The organism is Streptomyces sp. NPDC058691 (assembly GCF_042714775.1).
Lineage (GTDB): Bacteria > Actinomycetota > Actinomycetes > Streptomycetales > Streptomycetaceae > Actinacidiphila.
Genome location: NZ_JBHXSO010000013.1, coordinates 1 through 18,702, shown reverse-complemented (window position 1 = coordinate 18,702; position 18,702 = coordinate 1). Strand labels below are relative to the sequence as shown.

Sequence of the window (18,702 nt, the reverse complement as noted above, 5' to 3'; positions counted from 1 at the left end):
GTTGAGGGGACGGACCTGGCGCCGACGTCGAGCGTGGGAAGCAGGGAGCGCTTCGGCGTCGCCATTGCCTCTCGCGGGAGTGCCGTACCCGTCGGCAGCCTCCGGCTATCGGCCGTCCCGGGCGGTGAGGTAGGCGAGTACCGCCAGGACGCGGCGGTTGTGTTCCGCGCTCGTGGTGAGTCCCAGCTTGGCCATGATCGAGGCGACGTGGGTCTCCACGGTCCGTTCGGTCAGCCACAGCCGTCGCGCGATGCCGAGGTTGGTGCGGCCCTCGGCCATCAGGGCCAGCGCTTCCAGCTCGCGGGGGGTGAGCGAGGCGAGGGGGTCGCGGTGGGTGCCGATCATGCGGGAGACGACTTCGGGGTCGAGGGCGGAGCCGCCCGCGGCGACGCGGCGCAGGGCGTCCAGGAAGTCGTCGACGTCGAAGACGCGGTCCTTGAGGAGGTAGCCGAAGCGGCCGCGGGTGACGAGTTCCACGGCGTTGCGGGTCTCGATGTGCTGGGAGAGCAGCACGATGCCGAGGTCGGGGAAGTCGTCCCGGATGCGCCGGGCGGCGCGGGCGCCGTCGTCGGTGAGGTCCGGTGGCATCCGGATGTCGATGACGGCCAGGTCGGGGCGGTGCTCGGTGACGGCGGCGACGAGGGTGGGCGCGTCGGCGGCGCGGGCGACGATGTCGTGCCCGGCGTCCGCGAGCAGCCGGGCCAGGCCCTCGCGGAACAGGGCGGAGTCCTCGCCGATCACGATGCGCATGGCAGTACCGCCTCCACGGTCGTGCCGGCGCCGGGGGTGCTGGTGATGTGCAGCAGTCCGCCGAGCGCGGCGACGCGGTCCCCCAGCCCCGACAGCCCCGATCCCCTGCCGGGGTCGGCCCCGCCGCGCCCGTCGTCCCGGATGGTGACGTACAGCGCCCCGTCCTGGTTCCCGCCGACGGCGACGGCGACGTCGATGCTGGTGGCCTCGGCGTGCTTGACGGCGTTGGTGACCGCCTCGCTGGCGACGTAGTACGCGGTGGTGGCGATGTGGTCCGGGAGCGGGCGTCCGTCGAGCCGCCAGTCGAGCCGCACCGGCGCCCGTACTGCCAGGGCCTCCAAGGCCGGGCCCAGCCCGTCGTCGAGTGAGCTCGGCCGCAGGCCGTGCGCCAGTTTGCGCAACTCGGCGACCGCTGTGCCCAGTTCGGCCACGGCCTGGTCGAGGAGCCCGTTGACGTCGACGCTGCCGTCGTCGAGGTGGCGTTGCGCGAGCCGCAGTGCCATGCCGAGGCTGACCAGCCGCGACTGGGCGCCGTCGTGCAGATCCCGCTCCAGGCGGCGCCGCTCGCGGTATCCGGTCCGCAGCAGCCGGTTGCGGCTGGCCTCCACCTCGCCGAGCGCCCGGCGGAGTTCGAGCCGCAGCCGGACCGTTTCGACGAGCAGCGCGCCGGCGGCGGCGACCTCGCGGGGGCACGGCCCGTCGATGATCCCGATGGGGCCCCCGGCGAGCCGTACCTCGGTGCCTTCGACCACGGCTTCCCCGGCCGTGTCGTGGAACTCCGTGCCGCCCGGCAGGAGATACCCGACCCGCAGCCGCGGTTCGCGCAGCGCGTCCCGCAGCACCTCCTCCAGTTGCTCGGGCCGCGCCTGCCCCGCGTGCACTTCGCGTTCCAGCCCGGTCACCGCCGCCAGCGCCCGTTCCCGTGCGGGGTAGAAACGCCGGTCCACCGACTGGCGCACCCGGTTCTTCACCGGCACCAGCGCGACGGCGACCAGCGCCGTCACCGCGGCCGCCGCCACCGCGCTGCCCCGTCCCAGCGCGAGGCCGCCGGTGAAGGACGCGGCGCTGTAGACGGCGAGCAGCCCGGCGGTCACCAGGCCCCAGGTCACGACGGCGCTGGTCGCGCGGTCCACGTCGTACAGATCGTGGCGCAGGATCGCGAGCGCGGCGAGCGAGGGCACCCCTAGACAGAGTGAGATCAGGCCGACCCAGATCAGGACGCCGACGTGCCCGAAGAGCAGATAGTCCGTCCAGCACAGGAGCAGCGTGCCGGGCAGTGCGACGGCGCCGAGCGCGAACCACTTCAGCTGCGCCCGCTCGACGGGGCCCGCCGCACGGTAGCGGCCGCGCATCACCAGGGCCGAGCAGACGAGCAGGACCATGAACAGCCCGAGCGCCAGGAAGGAGATCCAGATCGCGGACTCGGGCAGCGTGGGCAGCGGATGCCCGTAGTCCTCGAACGGCGGGGCGTAGCGCGTCGGGTCCATGACGACCGTCACGTTGAAGACGAGCGTGTCGGTCAGCACCCCGTACAGCACCAGACGCGGAAAACGGCCCGCCGGCAGCCGTCCGCTGGGAAAGACCAGCATCAGCAGCAGGACCGGCACGTACCAGATCGTCCACAGCCCGGCCACGAGCTGATGGATCGCCTCGGCGCCGGGCAGCGGCCGGGTGAGGTTCACATAGGCATAGGTGTCGGTCAGCATGACCAGCGGCGGCGCGAGCCCGACGAGGGCGAGCAGGGGGCCGACCGGGTTGGCTGGGCGCCGGCGCGCGACGAACAGGCCCAGGAACGTGGCCAGTACACCTGCGGCCACGGACATCACGAGGTCCAGGACTTGGCCGGCGGACACCGCGGCAAGGGGCGTCAGAGCGCAGACCGCCACGACACTTCCCGCGGTCAGCAGCGCGACGGCCAAAGAGATACGACGGGGCCATGGCATGACCCAACGGTAGAGGCGTTGGCCAGTCCCCGGCATCCGTGCTGACACGCAGACCGTCGCCCGTGCCCGCACCGATGTGCGCGCCGGGCCGGCGCTGCCAGCGTGGAGGCACCGCAGCTCCATCGCCCAAGGGGGAGACCGCCATGTCCGATCAGCCCGTACTCCTGGCTCCGCACGCCACCGCCGAAGTCCCCGCGCAGGCACGGTCCTTCCTGCGCCCGCTCGCCACGGCCGCCCTCGCGCTCGTCGTGGTGGGCAACGTGCTCAGCCTGTTGCTCACGGGGTTCACCCCGAACGGGGATCCGAGCAACGGCTTCGCGTTCCAGGAGGTCGCCGGACACCCCGGCCGCTTCTGGGCTTTCACCGCATTCGGCGGTATCGGTCAGGCCCTGCTGACCACCGGTACCGCCTTCGCGGTCTGCCTGCTGGTACGCGCCAGGGGCAGCGTGCTCGCCCGGGTGGGAGCGGTCCTGTCGGTCCTGTCGGGTGCGCTGCTCAGCGCCGGTCTCGCCGCGATCGCGGTGCTGTACGGCTACGCCGCCGACCCGGCCGTTCTCGACCCGGCGGCCGGCCGGGCCTTCGTGGACCACGCCAACGACCACACCTGGCGCTTCACCGCCCTGGTGGTCCCCGGAGCCCTCTGCGGCATCGTCGCGATGCTGCTGATCGCCGTGGCCCTGTGGCGCGGGCGCGCCGTGCCGCGCTGGATCCCGGTGGTCTTCCTCGTCGGCACCCTCGCCGGCTTCGTGATCAGCAGTGGTCTCGCGGGCGTGCTGGTCGCGCTGCCCGCCGCGGCCGCCATGGTCCTCATCGCCTGGTACGCCCTGCTGGCGACCCGAGCCACCGCCCAGGTCCCGCCCGCCGCCTGAGGGGGATGCCGGCCGCGGGACCGCCGCCCCGCCCGTCGCGCTTCCGGGGGAGCGCGACGGGCGGGGCGCTGTCCGTCCCTCCAGAACCGGGGCGACAGTATGCTGTATACGACAGCTACAACGGCCCGAGCCAGGAGGGGACATGGAAGATCTGGATCCCGAGGTGGTACTGGGGATGGCGGCCCAGGCACCTGACGGCGTGGTGATCATCGACGGGGAAGGGCTCATCCGCTACTGGAACCACGGTGCGGAGCGCATCTTCGGGTTCCCGGCGGCCGAGGTCGCCGGGCGCAGCCTGGACGTGATCATTCCCGAGCGGCACCGGCAGCGGCACTGGGACGGGTTCCAGGAGTCCATGGCCCGCGGGACCACCAAGTACGGGGACGACGACCTTCTTTCCGTTCCCGCGGTGGGCGCCGGCGGCCGGAAGCTGTCGATCGAGTTCAGTGTGGTGCTGCTGAACGACGCGGACGGGCGGCCGGGTTACGTCGGGGCGGTCATCCGGGACGTCACGCAGCGGCGCGCCCACGAGAAGGAGCTGCACCGGCAACTGGCGGCCGCCAACACCTCGCAGCCGACGTGACGCCGGTGCCCCGCGCGGAGACCGCGCGGGGCACCGGGCACCCTGGTTGAAGGGCCGTCAGACGACGACGTTCCCCTCGTGCAGCGCGCGGATCCCGTCCGCGTCGTAGCCGAGGTCCGCGAGGACCTCGTCGGTGTGCTCGCCCAGCAGCGGGGCGCCGATGATCTCGGGCTTGAAGCCGGAGAACTTGATCGGGCTGCCCACGGTCAGGTACGTGCCGCGCTCCTTCTGCTCGACCTCGACGATCGTGCCGCTCTTGCGCATGTCGGGGTCGGCGGCGAGCTCCTTCATGCTGAGCACGGGCGCGCAGGGCACCTCCCACTCGCGGAGGATGTCCACGGCCTCGTACTTGGTCTTGTCGGCCAGCCACTTCTCGATCTCACCGAAGATCTCGAAGATGTGCGACTGGCGCGCCTTGGCGGTGGTGTACTCCGGGTCCTCGACCCACTCGGGGTGCCCGATGGCCTCGGCGGTCCGCTTCCAGTTCTGCTCCTGGATCGTGAAGTAGATGTAGGCGTTGGGGTCGGTCTCCCAGCCCTTGCACTTCAGGATCCAGCCGGGCTGGCCGCCGCCGCCCGCGTTGCCGCCGCGCGGCACCGTGTCGCCGAACTCGCCGTTCGGGTACTGCGGGTACTCCTCCAGGTAGCCGACCTTCTCCAGTCGCTGCTGGTCGCGGAGCTTGACCCGGGTGAGGTTGAGGACGGCGTCCTGCATGGACACCGACACCTTCTGGCCGAGGCCCGTCGCGTTGCGCTGGATGATGGCGGTCAGCAGGCCGATCAGCAGGTGCATGCCGGTGTTGCTGTCGCCGAGGGCCGAGCCGCTGATGGTCGGCGGGCCGTCCCAGAAGCCCGTGGTGGAGGCGGCGCCGCCGGCGGCCTGGGCGACGTTCTCGTAGACCTTGAGGTCGTTCCACGACGACTCGTCGTTGAAGCCCTTGACCGAGCCGAAGATCAGCCGCGGGTTGAGCTCGTGGATGTGGTCCCAGCCCAGGCCCATGCGGTCCATGGCGCCCGGGGCGAAGTTCTCGACCAGGATGTCCGCCTCGCGGATCAGCTTCTCCATGACCTCCTTGCCCTCGGGGGTCTTGGTGTTGATGGCCAGCGAGCGCTTGTTGCTGTTGAGCATCGTGAAGTAGAGCGCGTCGAGGTCGGGGATGTCCCGGAGCTGGTTGCGGGTCACGTCGCCGCCCTGCGGGCGCTCGACCTTGATGACGTCGGCGCCGAACCAGGCGAGCATCTGGGTGCACGCGGGACCGGCCTGGACCCCGGTGAAGTCGATCACCTTGATTCCGGCGAGCGGCTTGTCACTCATGGTGGCTTCCTTCTGGTGAATGTTCGCGGTGCGGGTGGTGGGCTGTGCTGGCGGGATGACGCGGGGGTGCGGGCGGGAGGTGACGGACGGTCACTTCTTCGCCGGCACGATGTTGCCGACGGTGATGCCCTTGGGGTTGAGGTGCGAGATGTGGCCGCTCTCGGTGCCGGCCGAGGGGTCGATCACGCAGTCGATGAGGGCCGGGCCGCCCGAGGCCAGCGCCTCGGTGAGGGCGGCGGTGACCTCGGCGGGCGTGGTCGCGCGGTAGCCCTTGCCGCCGAACGCCTCGATCATCAGCTCGTGGCGGGCCGAGGACATCAGGGTCGTCGGGGACGGGGCGTCGTCCAGCGGGTTGACGTCGTCGCCGCGGTACACACCGCCGTTGTTCATGATCACGGTGACCACGGGCAGCTTGTAGCGGCAGATCGTCTCCAGCTCCATGCCGCTGAACCCGAAGGCGCTGTCGCCCTCCACGGCCACGACCGGCGCGCCGCTCTCGACCGCGGCGGCGATCGCGTAGCCCATGCCGATGCCCATGACGCCCCACGTGCCGCTGTCCAGGCGGTGGCGCGGCACGTGCATGTCGATGACGTTGCGTGCGATGTCCAGCGCGTTGGCACCCTCGTTGACGATGTACGTCTCGGGGCGCTCCCGCACCACGTCGCGTACCGCCTTCAGCGCGCCCATGAACTGCATGGGGTGCGGGTCGGCCTTCAGTCGCTCGGCCATCTTGGCGACGTTCTGGGCGGAGCGCGCCGCCAGCTCCTCGCGCCAGGCGGCGGGGGCGGTGATCTGGCCGGGCTTGGTGCGCTCGGCGAGCGCGTCGAGCACCGACTCGATGTCACCGACGAGCGGGGCGGCGATGGGCTGGTTGCTGTCCATCTCCTTGGGCTCGATGTCCACCTGGATGAACTTCGCGTCCGGGTTCCACTGCGGTGCCTCGCCGTGGTTCAGCAGCCAGTTGAGGCGGGCGCCCACCAGCATGACGACGTCGGCCTTCTTCAGCGCCAGCGAGCGGGCGGTGGCGGCCGACTGCGGGTGGTCGTCGGGCAGCAGGCCCTTGGCCATCGACATCGGCACGTACGGGATGCCGGTGGACTCGATGAACTCCCGTACCTGGTCGTCCGCCTGGGCGTACGCGGCGCCCTTGCCGAGGACCACCAGCGGCCGCTGCGCGCCGGCCAGCAGCTCGATCGCGCGGTCCACCGCCTCGGGCGCGGGGATCTGGCGCGGCGCGGGGTCGACGAGACGGCTCACCGTCTTGGCGCCCTCGTCGGCGTTCATGATGGAGCCGAGCACCGCGGCGGGGATGTCGAGATAGACACCGCCGGGGCGCCCGGAGATCGCGGTGCGCAGTGCGCGGGCGATGCCGCGGCCGATGTCCTCGACCCGGCTCACGCGGTAGGCGGCCTTGCAGAACTGCTGGGCGGCGGCGAGCTGGTCCATCTCCTCGTAGTCGCCCTGCTTGAGGTCGACGAGGTGGCGCTCGCTGGAGCCGGAGATCTGCACCATGGGGAAGCAGTTGGTGGTGGCGTTCGCCAGCGCGACCAGTCCGTTGAGGAAGCCCGGCGCGGACACCGTCAGGCACACGCCTGGCTTCTTCGTCAGGTAACCGGCCGCCGCCGCCGCGTGTCCCGCGTTGCTCTCGTGGCGGAAGCCGATGTAACGGATGCCCTGCGCCTGTGCGAGGCGGGCCAGGTCGGTGATCGGGATGCCGACCACCCCGTAGATGGTGTCGACATCGTTCAACTTGAGCGCGTCGACGACCAGGTGGTACCCGTCGGTGAGCTCGGCCGGAACGTCGGCGGTCGCCACGGTCTCCAGTGGTGAGGGGGCGGTCATGGTCCGAGGTCCTCCTTGGGCAGGTCATGCCTGTGCGGCTACTCGTCTCACCATCCGCAGCCCGCTCGCCCACGTCCAAGACCTATCGGCGACCAGCCGATAAGCGGCGTCTATCAACGCATGCCGCGGCGGCCTCGAACACCCTTGATAGACGTCCGCTATCGACCGTTCACCAGCGCGTATTGGACGCGCGCCGCGCGCCCCGCCCAATCTCGCTGGGGAGACGGCTCAGCAGAGGCGGCTCCACCGACCCGGCGCAAGGAGGTGCGGTCATGACCGTTCCGGCCGCGGCACCCGTGCGCGACCCAAACCGGTACCGGCCGCCGGCGGTCACCGGTCTCGCCGATCTCCTCGACCGGCAGCTCCGCGAGCGTCCGCGCGCTCGCGCGCTCGTCGTCACCGGGGATCGGGTGGAGCTGTCCTACGGCGCGCTCGCCGCCCTGGCCGACGACGTGGCCGCCCGGCTCAGGCGCGCGGGGCTGCGGCGCGGGGACGTGGTAGGCCTGGTGAGCGCCAACACCGTCGAGTTCGTCGTCGCGCTCCTGGGCGGGGCGCGCGCGGGGCTGGTGGTCGCTCCCGTGGACCCCGCCCTGCCCGGGTCCCAGGTGTCCGCCCGGCTGGAGGCCCTCGGGGTGCGGGCGCTGCTCCTCGGGCCGTCCGCGACCGACGCCGCGCCGGTCGTCCCGGTGACGCACGCCCGTGTGCCGGCATGGACCTTGCGCGTGGCGGTGTCCCGCGCCGGGACGGCCTCGGCGGCGCTCGACGCCGGCCCGCCCGCGCCGGCGGCCGCCCGGGGCGCGGCACACCAGCTCACGGCCCACGACGCCCTGGTCCTGTTCACCGCCGGAACCACCGACCAAGCCAAGATGGTCCCCCTCACGCACGCCAACGTGGCCGCGTCCGTACGGAACATCTGCGCCACCTACGAGCTGGGCCCGGCCGACGCGACCGTCGCCGTGATGCCGTTCTTCCACGGCCACGGGCTGTTCGCCGCGCTGCTCGCCTCCCTGGCCAGCGGCGGCAGCGTGCTGCTGCCCGCGCGCGGCCGGTTCTCGGCGCACACGTTCTGGGACGACATGCGGGCGGCGGGCGCCACGTGGTTCACCGCGGTCCCGACCATCCACGAGATCCTGCTGGACCGGTCGGCGGTCGACCACCCGGGCCCGCAGTCACAGTCACCGCCGCACGGTCCGCCGCATGCTCCCCCACTGAAGTTCGTGCGCAGTTGCAGCGCCCCCCTCAACGCGGCCACCCAGCGGGCGCTGGAACGCGCGCTGGGTGCGCCGCTGCTGTCGGCGTACGGGATGACCGAGTCCTCGCACCAGGCGGCCAGCGAACCGCTGCCGCACCACGGGCCGTTGAAGCACGGGTCGGTCGGCCGCCCGACCGGGCTGGAGCTGCGTGTCGTGGGCCCCGGCGGGCGCCCCTGCCCGGCGGGCGCCGAGGGCGAGGTGTGGGTGCGCGGTGCCACCGTCGCCCGCGGCTACCTCGCCGACCCGGCCGAGACGGCGCGCAGTTTCGGCGACGGCTGGCTGCGTACGGGCGACCTCGGCACGCTCGACGAGGACGGCTACCTGTTCCTCACCGGGCGCATCAAGAACCTGATCAACCGCGGGGGCGAGAAGATCTCGCCCGAGCACGTCGAGGACGTCCTGGCCGGCTGCCCCGGTGTCGCCGAGGCGGCGGTCTTCGCCGTGCCCGACGCGACGTACGGGCAGCGCGTCGGCGCGGCCGTGGTCCTGTCGCGGGGCGAGAGCGTCGGGGCCGGGGAGATCCTGCGGTACTGCCGCACCCGGCTCGCCGCCTTCGAGGTGCCCGACCGGCTCGCCGTCGTGGCCGCGCTCCCGCACACCGCCAAGGGCGGGCTCGACCGGGCGGCGGTGGACGCCCTGTACGCGGACCCGTCCCGCGGGCCCGGTCTCACCTGACGCGCTGCTCGGCCGGCAGCGGCTCGTCGAAGAACTCGTCCAGTGACAGGCCCGCCGCCGCGTTCATGAACGCCCGGGCCGCGACCGAGCCGGGGGTCGCGGCGTGGATCGCGACCGACACCTGCGCCCTGGCGTCCGGCTCGACCAGGCGCACGGCTCTCATCCTGCGCAGCGGCGGCATCGCCTGGAGCCATGTGTGCGGGACGATGCTCGCGCATGTGCCGGCGCCCACGCTGGCGTACAGGGCCGCGACCGAGTCGGTCTCCACCTGGGGGGTCACCGCGACCCCGCTGTCCGCGAAGGCGCTGTCGATGACCTGGCGGATCCTCATGTCGGGGGTCAGCAGCGCGAGCGGCATCTGGGCCGCGTCCGCCCACCGCATCGTGTCGGCCTGGGACAGCAGCTGTTCGGTGGGGGCCAGCAGCATGTACCGCTCCTCGTACAGCGGCATCACCTGGAGGTTCTCCCGGTCGTGGGGAGCGAAGTGGGCTATCGCGGCGTCCAGTTCGAAGGCGAGCAGCTGGCGGTGGAGTTCCGTCGTCGACAGCCGCGAGCGGACCTGCACCTTGGCCAGCGGGTGCGCGGCGCAGAACGCGGCCACGGGGAGCACGAGGGTCGTCGACGCGGTGGGTTCGGTGCCCAGCCGCAGGGTGCCGGTGATGCCCGACTGGACGGCGGCCACTTCGGCCTTGAAGGCCTCCTGCTCGGCGAGGATGCGCTTGGCCCAGACGACGAGGCGTTCGCCTTCCGGGGTAAGGCCCTGGTAGTTGTGGCCGCGGTTGATCAGGGTGACGTTCAGCTCCCGCTCCAGCTTGGCGATCGCCGCCGAGAGCGCGGGCTGGGACACGTAGCAGGACTCCGCCGCCCGGGCGAAGTGCCTCTCCCTCGCCACCGCCACGAAGTACTCCAGCTGGCGGAACAGCATGAACGACTCCTCTCTGCCTGGGGCCGTGGCCGCGCCGGCGCTTCCTGCTGGAGTCGCAAGGCCGTCAGTGGTGCCATGGTGCCTGGTCACGCTGATGCGGTGGGGCCCGGTCAGCTTACCCAGCGCGGTGTCGCGGCCCTCACGCGTGCCCTCACACGTGCCCTCACGCGTGCCCGCGCGGCGGGGCCGGACCCGGGCCCGGACGCGGTCGCGCCGGGGCCCGGGGCCCGCACCCTCCTCTTCACCGGTCGTGCCGCTGTTCCTCGTGCGTACGCGGCGGCCCCGCGCTACGCGGGCGCCGCCTTCGCCGCGGTGTCGTCGATCTCCCAGCCCGCCGCGGCGCGTTGGGCCAGCAGGTCGGTGGCGGCGTGGACCGTGCGCAAGGTGGGCGCCTCGGCGCCGGAGATGTCGGCCATCTCCACGACCGCCGTCACGATGGCGTCGAGTTCCAGTTGCTTGCCGGCCTCCAGGTCCTGAAGCATCGAGGTCTTGTGGTGCCCGACGCCCTCCGCGCCGCGCAGCCGCTTCTCGATCGAGATGTCCGGGGTGCTGCCGACCCTGGCCGCGATGTCGAGGGTTTCCTCCATAAGTTGGGTGACCAGGCGCCGGGTGTGCGGATGGCGGCAGATCTCGACCATCGTCGCCCTGGTCAGGGCGCTGATCGGGTTGAACGCGACGTTGCCCATCAGCTTGATCCAGATGTCGTCGCGCAGGTTCGGCTCCACCGGGGACTTCAGGCCGCCCGCGATCATGGCCTCGCTCAGGGCCGTGCACCGTTCGGAGACCCCGCCCGCCGGCTCGCCGATGGAGAAGCGGGTGCCTTCCAGGTGCCGGATGACGCCGGGAGCCTCGATGACCGTGGCGGGGTAGACCACGCAGCCGATCGCCCGCTCCGGTGGCAGCACCGCACTGGTGGCGCCACCCGGGTCGACCGCCTCGATGCGCCGCCCCTCGTAGGGACCGGGGAGCTTGTGGAAGTACCACCACGGGATGCCGTTCTGAGCGGCCACCACCGCGGTCGTCTCGTCGAACAGGGGGGCGATCAGCGATCCGGAGGTCGGGTAGGCATGTGCCTTCAGGCCCAGGAAGACGTAGTCCACAGGACCGATCTCGCCCGGGTCGTCGGTGGCGTTGGGCCGCGCCACGAAGTCGCCTCGCGGACTGAGCACCCGCACTCCGTGCTCGCGGATGGCCCGCAGATGCTCACCCCGGGCGATCAGGTGGACGTCGGCGCCACCACGGTGCAGTGCCGCGCCCCAGTAGGCGCCGATCGCACCGGCTCCGAGGACTGCAATTCTCACGGCGGCTCCTCTCGATTCGAGCGGGAATGAATACTGTATGCAGTGCTCTCTCGCGATGTACAGTCCCCTCACGGAAAGGCGCACGCTCGAACGCCGGCCCCCACCGCGGACCGACGTCACGTCAGAACGGCCTCGACGCCCCACCAAGGCGGCACAAGTCACACCCCCGGCTGGTTGGCCGGGCACCCAGCGGGGGAAACCTTCGCCGCACACGCTGTGCCGGGCGCGCCACCGCGCGCCGGGGCCGGCACGCAGTCGCAGAGAACGCACCGCCGGCCGTTTCCGCCGGCGGATCGTGGTGAAGGCCCACGTCAGAAGGCCGGCCGGGGCAGGCGCAGGACGACCGGCGGCTCAACTGGCAACGGCCGGTACGTCAGTCGGAAGGGACGGAAGAGGAGAGCGATGTCGGATTCACCACCGCAGCAGATCGGTGTGGTCACCGAGTCCACCGCCGGGGAGACCCGGGTGGCGGCCACACCGGACAGTGTCCGCAAACTCCGGGCCATCGGCTACGAGGTCGTCGTGGAGTCGGAGGCCGGAACGGCCTCGGGCTTCTCCGACGACGCCTACACCGAGGCCGGCGCGCGGATCGGCGACGCCTGGCGGGCGGACGTCGTCCTGAAGGTCAACGCGCCCTCGCAGGAGGAGATCTCCAAGCTGCGCGACGGGGCGACCCTGGTCGGCCTGATCGCCCCCGCCGTCAATCCGGGCCTGCTGGACGATCTCGCGCGGCGGCCGATCACCGTCCTGTCGATGGACGCCGTGCCCCGCATCTCGCGCGCCCAGTCCATGGACGTCCTCAGCTCGATGGCCAACATCGCCGGGTACCGGGCGGTGATCGAGGCCGCGCACGTCTTCGGGCGCTTCTTCACCGGCCAGGTCACCGCGGCGGGCAAGGTGCCCCCCGCGAAGGTCCTGGTGGCCGGCGCGGGCGTGGCCGGCCTCGCGGCGATCGGCGCCGCCGGCAGCCTGGGCGCGGTGGTGCGGGCCACCGACCCCCGGGCCGAGGTCGCCGACCAGGTGCGCTCGCTGGGCGGTGAGTTCCTCGCCGTGGAGGTCGAGCAGCAGGCCAGCGGCGACGGCTACGCCAAGGCGACGTCCGAGGCCTACGACCGGCGGGCCGCCGAGATCTACAGCGAGCAGGCCGCCGACGTCGACATCATCATCACCACCGCGCTGATCCCCGGCCGCCCGGCGCCCCGGCTGATCACGGCCGCGGACGTGGCGTCCATGAAGCCCGGCAGCGTCATCGTGGACATGGCCGCGGCCCAGGGCGGCAACGTCGAGGGCACGGTCAGCGGCAAGGCGATCGTCACCGGCAACGACGTGACGATCATCGGCTACACCGATCTCGCCGGCCGGCTGCCCGCCCAGGCCTCGCAGTTGTACGGCACCAACCTCGTCAACCTGCTCAAGCTGCTGACGCCCGGCAAGGACGGGCGGCTGACGCTGGACTTCGAGGACGTCGTGCAGCGGTCGGTGACGGTGGTGCGGGACGGCGAGAAGACCTGGCCGCCGCCGCCCGTCCAGGTGTCGGCCGCGGCGCCCGCGCAGCAGGCCCCGGCGCCGGCGGCGGCCCCGCCCGCCAAGGAGACCCGGCTGACGCCGGCCGTCCGCTACGGCCTGACCGGGCTCGGCATGGTCGCGATGTTCCTCCTCATCGCCTTCTCCCCCGCCCAGCTCATCGGCAACTTCACGGTGTTCGCGCTCGCCGTGGTCATCGGCTACTACGTGATCGGCAAGGTCCATCACGCCCTGCACACCCCGCTGATGTCGGTCACCAACGCGATCTCCGGGATCGTGGTGGTCGGCGCATTGCTGCAGATCGGCCACGACGGGGTGCTCGTCGCCGTGCTGTCGCTCGTGGCGATCACGCTGACCACCGTGAACATCTTCGGAGGATTCGCCGTCACCCGCCGCATGCTCGGCATGTTCTCGAAAGGCTGAGGATCGATGACCGCAACCACGGCCGCACAGGCCGCCGACATCGTCGCCGCGCTGTTGTTCATCTTCAGCCTGGCAGGGCTCTCCCAGCACCGCACCGCCCGCGTCGGGGTGGCGTACGGCATCGGCGGCATGGCGCTCGCGCTGATCGCCACCGTCGTCGTCGCCGCGCGGGACATCTCGGCCGGCGCCGTCACGCTGATCGTCGCCGCCACGGCCGTCGGCGGCGCCGTGGGCCTGTGGCGGGCCCGCAAGGTCGAGATGACCCAGATGCCGGAGCTCATCGCCGTCCTGCACAGCCTCGTCGGCCTGGCCGCGGTGCTCGTCGGCTGGAACAGCTACCTGGAGGTCGAGGCGCACGGCGCGGAGCAGACCCGGATCGCCGCCGACCTGCTGCGCATCCACCACGCCGAGGTGTTCATCGGCATCTTCATCGGCGCGGTCACCTTCACCGGCTCCATCATCGCCTTCCTGAAGCTGTCCGCCCGGATCAAGTCCCGCCCGCTGACCCTGCCGGGCAAGAACGCCCTCAACCTCGGCGCGCTCGTCGCCTTCGTGGCGCTCACGGTCTGGTTCGCGGTGAGCCCGAGCCTGGGGCTGATGATCGCCGTCACCGTCCTGGCGCTCGCGCTGGGCTGGCACCTGGTCGCCTCCATCGGCGGCGGCGACATGCCCGTCGTGGTCTCGATGCTCAACAGCTACTCGGGCTGGGCGGCAGCGGCCGCGGGCTTCCTGCTGAACAACAACCTTCTCATCGTCACCGGCGCGCTGGTGGGCTCCTCCGGCGCGTATCTGTCGTACGTCATGTGCAAGGCGATGAACCGGTCGTTCATCTCGGTGATCGCCGGCGGTTTCGGCATCGAGGCGGCACCGAGCGGCGACGCCGAGCAGGGCGAGCACCGCGAGACCAGCGCCGAGGAGACCGCAGAACTGCTGGAGAACGCCACATCCGTGATCATCACCCCAGGCTACGGAATGGCGGTCGCCCAGGCCCAGCACCCGGTCGCCGAGCTGACCCAGGCCCTGCGCGAGCGCGGCGTGAAGGTGCGCTTCGGCGTCCACCCCGTGGCCGGGCGGCTCCCCGGGCACATGAACGTGCTGCTGGCCGAGGCCAAGGTGCCCTACGACGTCGTCCTGGAAATGGACGAGATCAACGACGACTTCACCGACACCACGGTGGTGCTGGTCATCGGCGCCAACGACACCGTCAACCCGGCGGCGCAGGACGACCCCACCAGCCCCATCGCCGGCATGCCGGTTCTGCGCGTCTGGGGAGCCGAGAACGTCATCATCTTCAAGCGGTCCATGTCCTCGGGATACGCGGGCGTGCAGAACCCGCTGTTCTTCCGCGAGAACAGCCGCATGCTCTTCGGGGACGCCAAGCAGAGCGTGGAGAACATCCTGCGCGCCCTGAGCACACCGGCCGCCGGCTCCACGGCGTCACGGCCGGGCCCCCGCACTGCCGAACAGCCCACGCACGCCTGATCGGGCGGGGCCCCCGACACGCAAGCGGGGCGGGAAGGCTTCGACGCCTTCCCGCCCCGCCCGGCCTTCCGCCGACGCCGGGGCCGGCGCCGAACGGTGGGTGTCAACTGCCGCTCGATTGCGAAGTCTTGTACAAACTGTGCGTAGATTGCATACTAAAACCTGTATCCTGGCTCCGTCACCAAACCGCTGTCCGATGAGGGGGCCCATGCGCGACACACGCACCGCCGCAGCCGCCACCGTCCGGATCACCCGCCCGGCGCCGCTGCGCCAGGCCGTGTACGACGCGCTCATCGAGCTGATCATCAACGGCACCCTCACACCCGGCCAGCACCTGGTCGAAGCCGAACTCGCCGAACACCTCGGCGTCAGCCGCCAGCCCGTACGCGAAGCCCTCCAACGCCTCCAGACCGACGGCTGGGTCGACCTCCGACCCGCCCAAGGCGCCTTCGTCCACTCCCCCACCCAAGAAGAAGCCACCCAACTCCTCAGCGTCCGCGCCGTCCTGGAGACCCACTCCGCCCACGGCGCCGCACTGCACGCGACCGAGCAGGACGTGGCCCGCCTGTGGGCGCTCCAGGAGGCCGGGATCGCGGCCCTGGCGGCGGACGACGCGCGGGGCATCGTCGAGGCCAACGCCGCGCTGCACGGCTTCATCACCGAGCTGTCCCGCAACAAGGTCCTGGCGGAACTGATCCCCCAGGTCGACCGCCGGGTGCGCTGGTACTACATGCCGATCGCCAAGCCCCGCGGCAAGGAAGCCTGGAACGAGCACGCCGCCCTCATCGACGCCATCGCCGAAGGCGACGCGGAACGCTCCGAGGAGCTGATGCGCCGTCACACCCAGCGCACCACCGACTTCTACGGCCGGCAGATCGCCGCCGCCGGAGCCCGGCACGGGTGACGAACGGCGGCCGCCCCATCTCCCCGCACGAACGGGGGAAATGGGGCGGGGCCGGACGAAGCAGGGAGCGCACCCCACCGGCCGGCCCCGCTCCCGTGACGCGGACGACCCGGCGCGGAACTGCCGCTGGACCGGGCCGGGCTCCGTTCGCCCGCGCACGTCTGACGGGAGGGGGCGCCGGGGCGGGCGCCCCCTCCGGTACCAGGAACGCTCAGCCGCTCGCCTCGGCGGGGGACGGCTGGGCCGCCCGGCCGGCGGCGGCCTCCTGGACGGCGGCCTCCTGGACGGTGGTCCCCGCCACGTGTGAAGCCTTCGGCTGACGCAGGAACAGCGTGATCACCGCCGAGAGGAACGCGATCCCTCCGGCCAGGCTGTAGCCCCCGGTGTAGCCCCAGGCACTGATCACCGAGGCGGCCAGGCCGCCGCCGAACACGCCGCCGAACAGCTTGGCGCTGTAGACCAGACCGTAGTTCTGCGCGTTGTTGTTCTCGCCGAAGTAGTCCGGGACGAGGGCGGCGAACAGCGGGTAGAAGGCACCGCCGCCGAAGCCGTTGACGAACGCGAAGAACAGAAAGAGGGGTTCATTGTGGGCCTGGCCCGACCACAGGACGCCGAACTGCGCCACGCCCGCCACGACCAGGACCAGCGTAAGCGTCCGCTTGCGGCCCAGGGTGTCGGACAGCCAGCCCACCGCCGCCCGGCCGACGCCGTTGACCACGGCGAGCACACCCGCGGACGACGCGGCCACCAGCGGCCCGAAGCCCAGGCTCTTGGCGAACGGCACCTGGAAGTTGATGCCGAACAGCGACACACCGCCGATGCACACCAGCGCGAACCACATCAGCGGCAGCTGCCCGGTCCTGATCGCCTGCATCGGGGTGAACTGGGCCTTGGCCGGCGGGTTCTTGGCCAGCCGCTTCGCCACGCGCGCGGAGTCCTCGGTCGTGCCCCGGTTCAGCGGGTCCACGTCCTGCGGCCACCAGCTCTTGGGCGGGTCCTTGAAGAACATGCCGCACACGCCCACGACGATCACCATGAACACCGCGATCAGGTCGAGGACCAGCTTGAAGTTCCCGGGGTGGAACCAGTAGCTGAAGACGAAGATGAACGGCAGGGTCCCGTAGGCGAAGCCGCCGTTGACGAACCCGGTGCGGGCACCCTTGTTGTCCGGGTACCACTTGCCGACCATGTTGATGCAGGTCGCGTACACCAGGCCCGCTCCGGTGCCGCCCAGCACCGAGTAGCCGAGGATCACGACGACGGGGCTGTCGAAGTGCGCGACGGCGGAGAGGCCGAGGCCGGACAGCAGCGCGCCGGCGAGCATGGCCGTCCTGGCCGGCAGGACCCCGGTCTCCCTCAGCCGCCCGGCGGGGAACGCCACTCCCGCCTGGAAGACCGCCCAGATGCTGGCGATCCAGAACGCCTCCGTGAGCGTCCACCCGTGGGCGCTCTCCAGCGTCGACTCGGCCGAGCTGTAGCCGTACTCGAAGACGCTGACACCCATCATCGCGAACCACGGCAGCCAGACCATCCAGGCCCGGGGCCGGCCCAGGATGGAGCGGTCGGTCTCCCCGACCCGGTACACGCGGCCGTTCACGTCGGTGACTTCCCGGTAAGGGGCAGGAGCCACCTCAGGTATTGCTGACATGTGTGCCTTCCCTTGCGTGAAAAGAACCTGGCGTGCGCTCCCTGGGCCTTTCTCTTCATGCGGCGGGGTGGTACGGATTCCCATCCCTGCGGTACGGCCGGGCAAGCGGCCGTGCCGGTGGTACGCCGTCCGTCGGCTGGAGTCCGGGGCGGCATCCCGGACCATTCAGCACATGGTCGGTGGCACATCGGTGCATCCCCCAGGCACGCGACAAAGCCGCGCCCGGGGCGGAGTTGTGGCTGGTCAGACGGTCGGTGTGCGATGCATTACATACTGGAGATTGCATACGGTATGGATCCGCCGAAGCGTGTGTCCAGAGGATGTCGGGAAGATTGACTACCGCATTACCATTGGCCCCGCCCCGCGAGCCGGTAACACCGCGCGCAGGACCCGGGATTCACCCGCCGGACCTGCGACGTCACGGAATCGCGGTCACCGGCGGCGGACCGACGCCACACATCCCGGGCCGAGTTGACGAACCTTCAGAGTTAACCGGCGGTCCGCCGGCGAAACCCGCTCGACCCGGTGGCCCTCCTGAGGGGACCCTCTCGGCATGGAGTTTCTCTGCTACCACCGCGACCGGCCCGGTTCCGTGGCGTTGCGCGACGAACTGCTGGAAGAGCACTGGTCGTACATGGACCAGTACGCGAAGGAGATGATCGCCCGGGGCCCGACACTCGCCGACGACCGCGACACACCGACCGGGAGCGTGCACATCCTCGGTCTGCCCGATCCCGCCGCCGCCCGCGCGTTCGCCTTCGACGAGCCGAACTACCAGGCCGGCGTCTACCGGGACGTGCTGCTGCGACGGTGGCGCAATCTGCTGGGGCGCACCATGTGGGACTTTCCCGGCGGCCGGGCCGGTGGCGACCGCTATCTGGTGCTCGGCCTCGGCGAGGGGCCGGCCGCCGACCTCGCCCTGCCGGCCGGCACGGACGATCTGATCGCCTATGGGCCGCTGCTGTCCGACGACGGCACCGCCTGGCTGGGGACGGCGGCGCTGCTGCGGGCACCCGACGCGCGGACGGCACGTGCCGTCCTCACCCCGGACCGGTACGCCGGAATCGAGGTGCACAACTGGCAGTTCGGCGGGCGGCCGTCATGACCCCGGGGCATCCGGGGCGACGTCACCGCCCGCCGAGCGGTTCTGCGTGGGCGTCGTCCGCTCAGGCCCCGGAGGTGCGGCGGCCGCCCCGGCCGCCCTGGCCGCCGCGGCCGTTGCCGCCGCCCTGCGCGTCGCCGGCGGCCGTGCGCCGGCCGGTGCCC

Annotated in this window: 14 protein-coding genes; 7 read left to right on the top strand and 7 right to left on the bottom strand. The window is 71.6% G+C overall.

Annotated features, from left to right (window positions below):
• Positions 1–105: 105 nt before the first annotated feature.
• Both ACFWVC_RS11735 and ACFWVC_RS11730 read right to left on the bottom strand, forming a co-directional pair.
• Entirely contained in the window at positions 106–750 is a 645-nt protein-coding gene (locus ACFWVC_RS11735) for a response regulator (RefSeq protein ID WP_384282596.1), read from the bottom strand.
• Positions 738–2,693: a sensor histidine kinase gene (locus tag ACFWVC_RS11730; protein ID WP_384282591.1), complete on the bottom strand. Its 1,956-nt coding sequence runs from the start codon at positions 2,691–2,693 to the stop codon at positions 738–740. Before ACFWVC_RS11730 ends, ACFWVC_RS11735 begins: the two co-directional genes overlap by 13 nt.
• A 143-nt stretch (positions 2,694–2,836) precedes the next feature.
• On the opposite strand from ACFWVC_RS11730, the gene ACFWVC_RS11725 reads away from it, so the two are divergent.
• Together ACFWVC_RS11725 and ACFWVC_RS11720 are read left to right on the top strand one after the other, a co-directional pair.
• A complete protein-coding gene (locus tag ACFWVC_RS11725) occupies positions 2,837–3,562 on the top strand; it encodes a hypothetical protein (protein ID WP_384282586.1) in 726 nt (241 codons plus the stop codon).
• A gap of 142 nt (positions 3,563–3,704) precedes the next feature.
• Positions 3,705–4,145, top strand: coding sequence for a PAS domain S-box protein (locus tag ACFWVC_RS11720; RefSeq protein ID WP_384282583.1), 441 nt, complete (start codon positions 3,705–3,707; stop codon positions 4,143–4,145).
• 57 nt (positions 4,146–4,202) lie between these two features.
• On the opposite strand, the gene frc is transcribed toward ACFWVC_RS11720, so the two are convergent.
• Entirely contained in the window at positions 4,203–5,459 is a 1,257-nt protein-coding gene (frc, locus tag ACFWVC_RS11715) for a formyl-CoA transferase (RefSeq protein WP_384282579.1), read from the bottom strand.
• Between the two features lie 90 nt (positions 5,460–5,549).
• A complete protein-coding gene (oxc, locus tag ACFWVC_RS11710) occupies positions 5,550–7,301 on the bottom strand; it encodes an oxalyl-CoA decarboxylase (RefSeq protein WP_384282574.1) in 1,752 nt (583 codons plus the stop codon).
• Between the two features lie 272 nt (positions 7,302–7,573).
• Between oxc and ACFWVC_RS11705 the strand changes: the two genes are divergently transcribed.
• Positions 7,574–9,229, top strand: a complete 1,656-nt coding sequence (locus ACFWVC_RS11705) for a FadD7 family fatty acid--CoA ligase (protein WP_384282570.1) — start codon at positions 7,574–7,576, stop codon at positions 9,227–9,229.
• Here ACFWVC_RS11705 and ACFWVC_RS11700 read toward each other — a convergent pair.
• Both ACFWVC_RS11700 and ACFWVC_RS11695 read right to left on the bottom strand, forming a co-directional pair.
• Positions 9,222–10,154 carry a LysR family transcriptional regulator gene (locus tag ACFWVC_RS11700; protein WP_384282565.1) on the bottom strand — a complete coding sequence of 311 codons (933 nt, stop codon included), beginning with the start codon at positions 10,152–10,154 and terminating at the stop codon, positions 9,222–9,224. The genes ACFWVC_RS11705 and ACFWVC_RS11700 overlap by 8 nt on opposite strands.
• Positions 10,155–10,441: 287 nt before the next feature.
• Positions 10,442–11,455, bottom strand: coding sequence for a 2-dehydropantoate 2-reductase (locus tag ACFWVC_RS11695; RefSeq protein WP_384282563.1), 1,014 nt, complete (start codon positions 11,453–11,455; stop codon positions 10,442–10,444).
• 402 nt (positions 11,456–11,857) lie between these two features.
• Between ACFWVC_RS11695 and ACFWVC_RS11690 the strand changes: the two genes are divergently transcribed.
• The 3 genes from ACFWVC_RS11690 (at position 11,858) to ACFWVC_RS11680 (ending at position 15,788) form a co-directional block, all read left to right on the top strand.
• Complete coding sequence (locus ACFWVC_RS11690) at positions 11,858–13,402, top strand: Re/Si-specific NAD(P)(+) transhydrogenase subunit alpha (protein ID WP_384282560.1); 1,545 nt, start codon at positions 11,858–11,860, stop codon at positions 13,400–13,402.
• Between the two features lie 6 nt (positions 13,403–13,408).
• Positions 13,409–14,884 carry a Re/Si-specific NAD(P)(+) transhydrogenase subunit beta gene (gene pntB, locus ACFWVC_RS11685; protein WP_384282558.1) on the top strand — a complete coding sequence of 492 codons (1,476 nt, stop codon included), beginning with the start codon at positions 13,409–13,411 and terminating at the stop codon, positions 14,882–14,884.
• A gap of 208 nt (positions 14,885–15,092) precedes the next feature.
• Positions 15,093–15,788: a GntR family transcriptional regulator gene (locus tag ACFWVC_RS11680; protein WP_384282555.1), complete on the top strand. Its 696-nt coding sequence runs from the start codon at positions 15,093–15,095 to the stop codon at positions 15,786–15,788.
• 211 nt (positions 15,789–15,999) lie between these two features.
• Here the strand turns inward: ACFWVC_RS11680 and ACFWVC_RS11675 are convergent, their stop codons facing one another.
• On the bottom strand, positions 16,000–17,436 hold the full coding sequence (locus ACFWVC_RS11675; protein ID WP_384282553.1) for an OFA family MFS transporter: 1,437 nt from the start codon (positions 17,434–17,436) through the stop codon (positions 16,000–16,002).
• A gap of 553 nt (positions 17,437–17,989) precedes the next feature.
• Between ACFWVC_RS11675 and ACFWVC_RS11670 the strand changes: the two genes are divergently transcribed.
• Positions 17,990–18,541, top strand: coding sequence for a YciI family protein (locus ACFWVC_RS11670; RefSeq protein ID WP_384282550.1), 552 nt, complete (start codon positions 17,990–17,992; stop codon positions 18,539–18,541).
• Positions 18,542–18,702 lie beyond the last annotated feature (161 nt).